11 protein-coding genes are annotated in these 11,600 nt (G+C 34.9%); 7 read left to right on the top strand and 4 right to left on the bottom strand.

Annotated features, from left to right (window positions below):
- Positions 1-169 precede the first annotated feature (169 nt).
- From ACVBDU_RS23795 to ACVBDU_RS23770, 6 genes are all read left to right on the top strand, one after another.
- The gene (locus ACVBDU_RS23795; RefSeq protein ID WP_447182014.1) at positions 170-646 is read left to right on the top strand and encodes a hypothetical protein; all 477 of its coding nucleotides are present in this window, start codon (positions 170-172) and stop codon (positions 644-646) included.
- A 417-nt stretch (positions 647-1,063) separates the two neighbouring features.
- The gene (locus ACVBDU_RS23790) at positions 1,064-2,725 is read left to right on the top strand and encodes a helix-turn-helix domain-containing protein (RefSeq protein ID WP_447182168.1); all 1,662 of its coding nucleotides are present in this window, start codon (positions 1,064-1,066) and stop codon (positions 2,723-2,725) included.
- 499 nt (positions 2,726-3,224) lie between these two features.
- Positions 3,225-4,394 carry a TlpA family protein disulfide reductase gene (locus ACVBDU_RS23785; RefSeq protein WP_447182167.1) on the top strand — a complete coding sequence of 390 codons (1,170 nt, stop codon included), beginning with the start codon at positions 3,225-3,227 and terminating at the stop codon, positions 4,392-4,394.
- A gap of 369 nt (positions 4,395-4,763) precedes the next feature.
- Entirely contained in the window at positions 4,764-5,408 is a 645-nt protein-coding gene (locus ACVBDU_RS23780; RefSeq protein WP_447182166.1) for a hypothetical protein, read from the top strand.
- A 351-nt stretch (positions 5,409-5,759) separates the two neighbouring features.
- Positions 5,760-6,569, top strand: a complete 810-nt coding sequence (locus tag ACVBDU_RS23775; RefSeq protein ID WP_447182165.1) for a hypothetical protein — start codon at positions 5,760-5,762, stop codon at positions 6,567-6,569.
- A 9-nt stretch (positions 6,570-6,578) separates the two neighbouring features.
- Positions 6,579-7,472 (top strand): hypothetical protein, encoded by an 894-nt coding sequence (locus ACVBDU_RS23770; protein ID WP_447182164.1) that lies wholly within the window; start codon positions 6,579-6,581, stop codon positions 7,470-7,472.
- Between the two features lie 59 nt (positions 7,473-7,531).
- On the opposite strand, the gene ACVBDU_RS23765 is transcribed toward ACVBDU_RS23770, so the two are convergent.
- The 4 genes from ACVBDU_RS23765 to ACVBDU_RS23750 all read right to left on the bottom strand — a co-directional run bounded on the left by ACVBDU_RS23765 (position 7,532) and on the right by ACVBDU_RS23750 (position 10,621).
- Positions 7,532-7,936, bottom strand: a complete 405-nt coding sequence (locus tag ACVBDU_RS23765; RefSeq protein WP_447182163.1) for a glycosyl-4,4'-diaponeurosporenoate acyltransferase CrtO family protein — start codon at positions 7,934-7,936, stop codon at positions 7,532-7,534.
- Between the two features lie 219 nt (positions 7,937-8,155).
- On the bottom strand, positions 8,156-8,719 hold the full coding sequence (locus tag ACVBDU_RS23760; protein WP_447182162.1) for an REP-associated tyrosine transposase: 564 nt from the start codon (positions 8,717-8,719) through the stop codon (positions 8,156-8,158).
- Positions 8,720-9,171: 452 nt separating this feature from the next.
- Entirely contained in the window at positions 9,172-10,086 is a 915-nt protein-coding gene (locus ACVBDU_RS23755) for a hypothetical protein (protein WP_447182161.1), read from the bottom strand.
- Between the two features lie 199 nt (positions 10,087-10,285).
- Positions 10,286-10,621, bottom strand: a complete 336-nt coding sequence (locus ACVBDU_RS23750) for an FEKKY domain-containing protein (RefSeq protein WP_447182160.1) — start codon at positions 10,619-10,621, stop codon at positions 10,286-10,288.
- Between the two features lie 430 nt (positions 10,622-11,051).
- Between ACVBDU_RS23750 and ACVBDU_RS23745 the strand changes: the two genes are divergently transcribed.
- Complete coding sequence (locus ACVBDU_RS23745) at positions 11,052-11,528, top strand: hypothetical protein (protein WP_447182014.1); 477 nt, start codon at positions 11,052-11,054, stop codon at positions 11,526-11,528.
- The last annotated feature ends 72 nt before the right edge of the window (positions 11,529-11,600 follow it).

Genomic DNA, 11,600 nt, shown 5'->3' with positions numbered 1-11,600 from the left:
TAGTAGATTTTTTATGGATATTTTTTCCATATTGTGCTCAAACGGGAGCTATTCGGTTTGTATTTGTTAAATTAGTTTGTTTAAACCACGCAACTAATCTCATACAAAACCGCTGGCAACAATATAAAGGTCCTGTTTAATATAAATCAATGAGCATAAATTAGAATATATGATTTTAAAAAGCAAAATCCTTTCAGTATTTATTTTAATTACTTTTTTAAGTATTAAAAGTTCTTTTTCACAAGAAAAATTTAAATATAATGTTGACTTAAACTTTCATATTGATAAGGTTGAAAAATGGTCTAAAATTTATACTGGAAGTGGGCATTATTATACAAAAAAAGGATTTAAATACTTTATGGTCTACCTGACTTTTGAAAACACCTCAGATAAAAAACAATTAATTGATTTCAATAATTTCTATCTTATAGACATAAACAATAAAATTAAATATAATGTTGACCTAGCTTTAGCTGCTGGAACAATAACTTGGATATATAGAAAAAACAAGAAAAAATTGAAAGCAAAACAAACAAAAAAAGTCAAATTAGCGATTACTTGTCCTGAAGACTTAAATCCAAATTTTTTGATGCTAGAAAATGATGAAATTTTTCCAATTGACCCTAAGTTAATTTCTAAAGATTAATTAGTTTAATAATAAAAATACTATAGCCAACAGCTAAGGCTTCGTTGCGTTTGCAGGACGAACAATGAAGCCATGTTGAACGGACCTTCGGTAGCGGTATGTTATGGAGATGGCGTAAAAAGCCGTAGAGAGCTATAATCCGGTTTGTTTAGCGACGTGGCTTTCCTTGAAGGTATTTTAACCGGGTTTTATTGGCTATTGGACATACCTTCTCTTACCAATGATTCTAACTGTACAGCGATGGAGTATTATTTTTGTTTTTTGCGAACACATGAAAATATTTATTCAATACATTGATTATAAACGTTATAAGTTTATTTCAAAATGTTATTTTTGTTGCAAAATTGTCACCAATCGCAGTGAATTGTTTTAGTGCCACATTTCTAATCAATACAACCGTAAAAAATTATAAAAATAATGAGTAAGTATTTACTCTCTGTATTATTGGCTATTAGCCTTATCCATACCTGTACCTCAAAGAATCATATACAATTTGTTTCGGATTCGTTAACCTCTTTAAATTTAGACACTCTTAAGGTTAGAATTAAAAACTGCAAAAAAGATCCTAGATGTATTATTCTTTATGCAGATGCCTATATAATGAAAGCGAGGAAAGCTAAGGACACTCTCAACTGGTTAATAGGGTATAAATATCATTTGTATTTATTAGAAAAAATTGATTATACAGATAGTATAATACAATTGCTTAATACAACTACAAATAAAAAGTTATTATATGAACTTTCTGTGCCCTATTATGTCAAAGCGGGACATCATTACGAAAAGAGAGAATATAATGCTGCTCTGACAAATTATTTAAAGTCCAAAGAATTATCAGATGACGTAGACGTAAATTTTAATATTGCAATTATTAAAGCACGATTTGGTCATTATAAGGAAGCACTAGAGACATATAAAAAGGCAGAAGAATTCTATAACAACGATGACACTTTTTCCGATTATCTAATAACATTGTTTGCCATAGGAGATGCCTACAGGCATTTGGAACAATTAGACTCGGCTTCATATTATAATCATTTGGGTTATAAAGAGTCTGTTGACAAAGATATAACAGAACTACTCCCATATTTTGTGTTAAATGAAGCTGCAGTTGATTATGACAGAGGCAATTTTCACAAAAGCTATAATAGTGTACAAAAAATTTTACCTGATTTTATAGATAGTAAAGACATATCAAATTTGGTTTCATGCTATTACTTTTTAGGCATGACAGCACATCAACTCAACTATAAGAACCAATCTATTTCGGCCCTGAAAAAAGTAGATTCACTTACTTTAATACTCAATGATTTGGAACCGGAATACAGAAAGGGGTATGAAGTTTTAATTAAACATTTTCAAATTGAAAAAGACCCCTATGGTGAATTGAAATACATCAAAAGATTATTAGCCATAGACAGTGTTCTGAATAAAAAATATCAGGTATTATCCCGAAGATTGGTTAAAGAATATGATACCCCCTTACTATTAGAAGAAAAAGAACAGCTTATTTCCAGTTTAAAAAATGAAAAGAAAAATTTTTCAACCTACCTTTTCATTAGTGGAGTCGTGATTTTACTAATTTTGATTTATGTCATTTGGTCATTGCATAAACAAAAACAATACAAAAAAAGGCTGGAAGCCATATTGCAAAGAGAACAAAATAAACTACAACAAATCCCATTACATAAAAAAGGTAATTTAGACATTCGAGCTGAAATAGTAGAAGACATAAACGGTAAACTTTATGCTTTTGAAGAGAATAAGGGATTTATTAAATCTGAAATTTCCATACAATCATTAGCAGCCAATTTTAGCACGAATACCCACTACTTATCCAAAATCATTAATTTTTATAAAGGTAAAAACTTTTCAGCCTATATTAATGATCTTCGAATCAATTATTGTATAGAACGCTTAAAATCAGATAAGCAATTTAGAAAGTATACTATTAAGGCTATTGCACAAGAATGTGGGTTCAATACTTCTGAATCGTTTTCTAATGCATTTTTAAAAAATACAGAAATCAAACCTTCCTTTTTTATAAAAAATATGGACAATTTTAATCCAAATTCATGAATCTCAATAACCCCCCGCTCTGCGAAGTTTGTAACTTCGCAGCCCAAACCTTCAATAAAGAGAAAAACGAAAAACGCCTCTCTGAGGTGTATCCCCATCTCTCACAAGTCTTACTTTATGCATTGCTGCAATGACCTGGTCAATGAAAAAGCTATAAACAAGCTGCAAAATGAGGTTCAACGTTATGAAACACTGTTTTAGAAGCCCCTCAGAGACCTGTGCTGAGCACTTGCCGAAGTAGGAGCGCAACGTATCGGCTTGTCATGGATGTGCTGTGTACTGCGAAGTCCGAGACATTCGCATAGCATATGACACTTCGGAGAGCGGGGGTTAGGGACGTTCAGAGCCTTTGGATAGCAAAGTGTAAATAAATGTTAATACCACACATAATTTTAGTAATATTCTTACTTTTATATTCATCTAATTTTTATTAGATCAAAGTCCAAGCATTTGTCCATAACAAACACCACCCCAAAACAGAGCATAAATGATCTAAACTATGAGAAGATTAATAGGAGTTTTAGCAGTCTTTACCATTACAGCAAACTGTCTGGCTCAGCAAACAGCAAACGAATTAATTGAAAAAACGATATCTGAATTAAACAACATCGAACAAATTAAATATTATTCCTCTTTTGAAGCAATAGAAAATGGGATAGCATATTCTCAAAGTATGGATACTGTTTATTTTGATTTTACCGAAGTATCAGAAAATAGGGATTTGCGATATATTCTTAGTAATCTTGATGCAAGAATAATTTATGATGGAAAAGATCAAATAGCTACGTTTCATAAAGATAAATTGATCGTTAACTTCGATCCCCCTGCAATAAATAATCCTTTGTTGTTAACCCTTTACCCCTTAAAAAAATTACTTCCCGAAACCTTAAACAATAAATTAGTAGAAATTTCCAGAGAAAAGGATACATTGATCGGCAATAGACCATCTTATAAAATTGATTTAAAGTTTTCCGGCGGCCGGTTTGATTGGAATTCCCTTCGGGTGGAGAATATGCCAAGTGGATTTTCCGACACGATAACTATATTCATAGGAAAATCAGACTATTATCCTACTAAAATTACTATGTATAACGGCCTTACCGGAAGCCTGTCCAGAACCTTTGAAGAATATGAACCCAATTATAAATTGGCAGATGCTGAATGGGCGGGGTTAAACCTACCGGAAGATTATCAGCATGTCAGCCTGCAGGAATATACGGCTATGCTCCAAGAAAAGCCATCTAAAAATATAGGGCAAAATGCTAATCTAAAATTCTGGAAATTAAAGGATATAGAGACTAACAGGTTAGTTGACTTTTCAAATCTTTCGCATAAACTTGTATTATTGGAGTTCTGGTTTAAGCATTGTGGTCCTTGTGTACAAGCCGTACCTTTTATGAATGACCTACAAACACGTTTTGAAAACAAAGGATTAGCGGTATTTGGTGTAGAGTTTAATGAAAATTTTCCAAGGGAGAATTTATTGGAATATCTAAAAAAAATCCAGGTGAAATACCCATCGCTTTATCAAGGTAAAGAGATGTCTATAAATTTTGAAGTGAACGCAGCACCAACTTTTTTGCTGTTTGATAATGAGGGAAGTTTACTTTTTTCAACAGTAGGTTTAGATAAGGAAGAACTTTTGAAGGCTATCGAAAGTAATTTGTAAAGGTACTCTCCGAAACAACAGAAAACTGTCTTTTTCCGGCATTCTACCGGATAAGCTAGAAGATAGTTTCCAGGATTGACAGCTTATATTTTAGCTTCCGTTTGTTTGCATTTTTGTATTGTTTTTACAACGAAAAGGGAATATTTTCGATGGTGACAATACAACATGCGTATTAGTATAATTTTATATAACATCTTGTATGTTAATCGTATATTGTAATGCGGATACGTTTTGAAAAAATAGGAAATAGGTTATAGTATTGCGTATATTTAGGAGTTATGCGCCACTTTAAGATGAACACACAAAATGATAATGCCATCTGACAAAGAATATACACAGACTAAGCGAATAATCCTTGGGACTGACAAAATGAAACCAGAATTTGTTCCTCTTGCAGAATGGATAGACAAAACCTATGATGTAAAGACTATCAACATTATTTACGACACGTTAGACAACAAAATACCCAGAATTCAGATTTGCTTTGAATTTGAAAAAGAGAAGAATAAATTTCTAACTCACGACATCTTATACTTTGACAAACCGAAACAAGAAGCAATTGGACAAAAGTTTGGTGAAATAATAAAACAACAAGGACTTTCTAAAAGTAACAACTCCATTTCTAACATACTCGGCTTAAATAAAAATGGAATTTACTTGACAGACAACGTTTTTGTGATTTATGGTGCATTTGAACCAGTTGCCAAACAAGAGGCTACATATAAAATCAAAAATGAGCAGACGGAAAAGTTCATTAGATCATTTAACAACTCAGACATTTGGACAATTTCAATTGGCTTTACTATTCCGACTTTCTTTGTATTCACGGACGAGAAAGTAAAAGAATATGACAAAGCCGAAATAAAAGCAATGTGGGCTGACAAATATTTTGAGTTTATCAAGCCATTTGATGAGTTCAATTATTTCAAAAGAAACGACATTCAAGTTTTAATTGACAGCAAAGAAAATTTTGACAATAACTACGAGAGCAATTGGTATTATTACTACAAATGACAAAAAAAGCGGCACATAACCAGGTATTGCCAAAAGCGGGTTTGTAAGGCTCCCCCTAAACAGAAGCACTTTCAAATAGCCTGCATTTTTCCCGGATTGCCAATATGCTATTAAGGTTATGCGAAGAGGAGGCAAACAGGACTATCTTAGCATAACCTTTTTCGTACATTACACCTGTGCTGATCCCGATATATCGGGATATCGAAGTAAACGCATGATACAATGGTTCTCATTTCCGCCAGGCTCAAACAAGGACCAGTAGGGGTACAATGTCCCGGGAATTCCCACTTCATATCAGAAAAATCTTTATATTTATGAGCTGATACTACCCCTTGTAAATCTAAAAGAATTATGGAATTTACCGTACACTCCATAAAGGACATTGAAAGCTGGTTAGAGATGCACCTAACAACGGGTATGGATATAGATCTTCACTTTCATGTTAAACGAAGCCCCGATATTCCTGGCGAAGATTCCCTAATTGATATGCCCTTTAAAAATACCAGGGGAGAAGAACCGTTTGACTGGACTAAGGAGAAAAAAACTGGCCGATACGTTTGGAAAGAAGATGTAACCTCAGAAGGGAATACACCCGATGGTTATGACTACATTGGGCGTAGAGAAAGTGACGTATGGAAAGACTATCAAAATAGTGCGTCGAATGGCGTAAGCAGGTTGTACCGTAAATACATAGGTGCTCCGGACATAGATAAGGATTCGTTTTATAGTGCCCGGAATGAAGATTTAAAAAAACTGGTAAAGGAAATTTTTGATGCTGTAAAAAGGAGGGTGGATCGCGTAAACGATAATTTCGAGCCTATTGATTTAAGTACCAGGGGAAGCGGACAATACTATGGATCGCAGCGTTCTTTCGGTATGAAACAGGGAACTTTTAGCGGTATGGTGCTGCAATTAGAATATGAAGGTATAGTATTTACTTCACGTATCGGATTCGATCCGTTAGACCCTTACATGGAAGGGCCAAATAGTCTTGGTTATGTCAAAACCGCAGAAAGCAGGTCCGGTCATTCAAAATATAATGTATTCGAGTTTGTTAGTCCGGAGAGAGGGTTAAATCAACCTAAGCTATACATACAAATGGAAAAAGAGGCTTTTAAGCAGATATATAAAGAGATAATAGGTTCCGAATATAGAGACTAAAACATAAAAATGAAGATCATAAAAATTGTCTTATTTCTTTTCGCAGTCGTTATACTATCTTATACAGGCTATGAATATTATCAATATGCTTCATTGCAAAAATTTATAAAGAACTACAAAGAAGCGGAAGAAGGATTTTCTGTGTTTACAAAAATTGGTTCCATGCATGATCAATTTGGAGAAGTATGGCCTGCTAACAAAACACAGTTAGATACAATGCTTCAGGAAATCGGGCGATACAAAAGGACAGATAAGTTATTCCTGGAAAAATATGGATATAACCTGCAAATAGATACAGTTACGGTAGATACCGACACTTTAAAATATACCAATATAGAGTATACCTTATATTCATACGGTCCGGATAAAAAAGATGATAGTTTAAGAAATCTCCCTTTAAATACAATTCCGTTTGAGTTTAATATGAGTGGTGCTTCAATTAAAGCGATTACTTTTTGGGATTATCTTTTTCTGAATAAAAAATTTGACATTGTCTTGGTTACAGCCATATCGGAGTTTAATTGTGAGGCGAAAAAGTATCGCTATGTGGATGCTGTTGAAAGGGAAGACAAAGCCTTTTATCTGGGTAGGAATATGATAACCGAAGGTTCGGTAAATGGTGAATCTTATGAGGAACGTTCCCGAAAATGGGAAGCTTTGGACAAAAAATTTAGCCAAACCCTAAAAACCATCCAGGAAAATCTAACGGAACAATACCCCGACACACCCACCGAAGGTCTTATCTTTAACTACAACGGCAAGCATGTAAGATGTATCTGTTCCTTTAACGTCCCGGATGCCCCGGTGACCACTATAGAAAAGATACTGACCGAAAAACTAAATGTTACCGCCAACTATATAGGCATGACGGCCTTTTATATGGAAGTCCCTGTGTTGCAGTAAAAATAATTACGCTACCGCACGATTGTATCGTGTGGTACTGGGACATTTATATAATGATATTAATAAGAAACATTCGTAGAACCTTCAGCTACACTTTGCCCTTTAATCAGCTTATCAATTCGTCTTTTGTTTTCCTGTTGTAATAATACAGGATATAAGTTCATTAGAATATTCACCATCATTATTGTTAATCCGAATAAATAGTTATGCGAAATACTCTTATATAAAGCAATAACAGAGACAAATATAAATCCGATTAAATGGCTTATTTCGGCAATCGTCATTTCTTTTCGTATTTCGCTCAATTCCGTTTTTTTATTTTTCAATTTAATTTTCTGATTGAAGAATTTGAAAAAGGTATTTTTTACAATCCATTTAAAGTATTCAATACCAATGCTTTTATTCAGGGTTTTACTCGTAATAAAGTTCAGGTTTGACCACTTCTTGTAGGATTCGGTTTTCATAAGAATATGATTGAAAATCATTCCAACGATCCATGAGGTGAATGATATTGATATTCCGAATGTCAAATATTTAATCATATCATAAGTTGTTTTTAAATTGTAGCTAACATTATGAATTCGTCTTGAGTTATTCTATTACCCCGCTACCGCACGATTGTATCGTGTGGCTCCGCTACCGCACGATTGTATCGTGTGGCCTAAACTATCTAGTTTTTTTCTTTAACCAAAATACTGAAAAACAATAATATTATCCAACAGCCCTTTTCCTCCTGCATAGTCCGTCGCACTGCTGTAAACATAATCCTGTGGTTTGAAAACCAAGCCCGCTTCCACCGGATTGTTATGGACATAGCTTACCTTTTCCTGTATAACCTTGTTGCTCCACAATTCAATGGGCTTGTTGTCATGTCTCCAAAACTGATGACTGTCTACATTGGACGATTTTTCCGCCGCTTTTTTAAACTGTTCCAACAAAAACTCTTTTCTGCTCTCCCGTGGGTTATTCTGTATGGCCTTTACCACGGCTTTGCTTGTAAACCGCTTAAAGTCGCCCAACAGCAAGGCCGGATGTTGACCCTTTACGCTCCTGAAGACCAAATGCACGTGGTTGGTCATGATGCACCAGGCTATTATTTCCATACCTTTCTCTCTTTGGCAAAATGCCAAACTTTCCAACAATAGGTTTTTATACACATTCCTGGTAAAAACGTCCAGCCACTCCACTACGGCAAAACTTACAAAATACAGGCCTTCGGGATTGTAGAACTTGTAGTTTCTGCTCATAGGTTAAAGCTACTAAATTTTGTGGTACGGTTGTGGAACTGGCAAGAGGGGAGAGAACGCGATACAATCGCGCACCAGCGGGGGGGGGAGGCTTGATGCCTTGGCTTTTCATTAACGTGTAATAAGCTGCGAAGTCGGAGACGTTCGCAGAGCACAGAACCCATTCCTTTATAAAGCCCGTAAGTCATAAACAGGAAAAGGGTGGTTGCAATGATCCCTAAGGATAAATACAGGTTTGAAGTCAAACTCCGGCTGTAATTTACTCCGGTTAAATAAATGGTCAGTATGGTAATCCCGATGACGATCAAGGAAACTACAAAAACTGATTTTCCCTTCAAATATGTCTGTTTAGCTTTCAGTTGTATGTGTTTTTGCTTGTCGGTAAGCGTTACAAATGCTTTTATATGTTAGATTCTCGTTTCCGCAGTGCTCAAACGAGGACCAGTTGGTTGCTAATTGATGTTTTTATTCTCAAGAAGTTCTTTTTTTAGCTGAATAAAATCTCCCCAATAAATGCTTCCTATCCAATAAGTACTTCCATCTTCTCTAACCTTTTCATATCCCCTCCAAAAAAACAGATATTTTCCATCGGGTGTCACGTGTGCGCCATTTTCCTGGAGTGCTGTATTTATCTTATTTCCCATGTTAATTGCTGTTCCCCATGAACCATCTTTCTGGCGAAAACTAATATACAAGTCGTTATCACCATATCCATCTTCTTTCTGAGCATCCCACATTAAATAAGATTCATCCGGGGCAATGAAGGGGTGGGCGATCCATTTTCCTGTGTTAATCTCCTTACTCACTTTTTGTGGCTCTTCATGTTTGCCGTTTATTAATCGTGAATAGCGAATAGTGCCTATCTTACTTGCCTCATCAAAATAGTATGTTCCTTTAGATGAAACCGAGAGCCCCATAATGCGGAAGTCTTTGAAAGGTGCTCCAAGGTTTTTTATAGCTGACCAACCAGTGTCGGTTCGTTCCCGATATGTATTTCCACGGTACATAATATTACCATCCTTAGAAAAGAATGGGTGTATTATATCGGTCACAGTTTCGTTTCCCCAACTATGATTTTCATATCGAATAACAAGCGGTGTGCGTTTTTCATATTTTCCACCTTGCCTAACGAAATAGAACTCCTTCATATCTGGTGAAAACGTACCGCCAGCTTCAAAATACGCTTCTGTCGAAATAATGCCCGGGGCAAAAACTTCGGGAATTAAACCTGGTGGCTTTTGGCCTAAATAAGGGCTTTCTATAACCTGTGAATCACTGTTTTTTGTGCTTTGTTTTTTGGTATTGCACGCATTTAAAAATAGGGCCAATACAAGTATTGCAACTATAAAGTTGTTATTTCTCATCATTTTGTTAAATGTTTGGTAACGGTTTGCAAACTATGCACAGCCTCCTTTGTCTCTGTAGTTTTTGGGAACGCGATACAATCGCGCACGGGGGGGCGTTTTTAGTTTATAATTCTTCTTGTTCATTATTCCGGTTTACAAATGGTCTGTAGCTATATGTCCGGGAAGGCTTTGCTGCCCGAATTGCTTCGATAGGGCTATATTATCTCTTCCTTTTCCAAGCTTTTAACCCTATAACATCATCTCTCACTTCTCTCATCCATTTCTTGCCAAACGTATCGGTCAGAAAGTCAAAAACGGTTTCGTTATAGGCAGTCAAAACTTTATCCTCCGGGCCGGTACAGCCATATTCATAAAAAAACACGCCGTATTTTTTTTCAAATTCAGGGTCGGTTTCTACAATTACCGGGGCAATGCCTCCCATAAGCAACAAGAATGGAGTTCCGTTTTTTATATCGGATTCCGCTAATTGTTTGGCTTTGCTTTCATCTGAAACAAATGTCAATGACGATGGCCCGGCATTATGGCGTTGCTCCACCGCTCGTTCTTCTGGTTTTTCTAATACGGTTATACGGTTTGGCTGTTATTTCCATGCGTTTGCCCAAAAGTAGCCAACGCTAAAAAGTACAGGAATACAGGAACGCTATTTTTCATTTAACATATTGCTTGGTACCCTAAATATACACAATTCCTCTTTTCCGCACTATGTATTCACTTGTATTTCCCGGGGTAGTGCATGGCGAATACCAAAATTAAATTCCTGTCCGGATACCAGAAAGGAAGTGAATAAAACTGCGGGTAGTAGATTTTTTATGGATATTTTTTCCATATTGTGCTCAAACGGGAGCTATTCGGTTTGTATTTGTTAAATTAGTTTGTTTAAACCACGCAACTAATCTCATACAAAACCGCTGGCAACAATATAAAGGTCCTGTTTAATATAAATCAATGAGCATAAATTAGAATATATGATTTTAAAAAGCAAAATCCTTTCAGTATTTATTTTAATTACTTTTTTAAGTATTAAAAGTTCTTTTTCACAAGAAAAATTTAAATATAATGTTGACTTAAACTTTCATATTGATAAGGTTGAAAAATGGTCTAAAATTTATACTGGAAGTGGGCATTATTATACAAAAAAAGGATTTAAATACTTTATGGTCTACCTGACTTTTGAAAACACCTCAGATAAAAAACAATTAATTGATTTCAATAATTTCTATCTTATAGACATAAACAATAAAATTAAATATAATGTTGACCTAGCTTTAGCTGCTGGAACAATAACTTGGATATATAGAAAAAACAAGAAAAAATTGAAAGCAAAACAAACAAAAAAAGTCAAATTAGCGATTACTTGTCCTGAAGACTTAAATCCAAATTTTTTGATGCTAGAAAATGATGAAATTTTTCCAATTGACCCTAAGTTAATTTCTAAAGATTAATTAGTTTAATAATAAAAATACTATAGCCAACAGCTAAGGCTTCGTTGCGTTTGCAGGACGAACAATGAAGCC

The sequence above is a fragment of the Sinomicrobium endophyticum genome (assembly GCF_052983315.1).
Note: the sequence above shows the minus strand (reverse complement) of the source record. Positions and strands in the feature narration are given on the sequence as shown.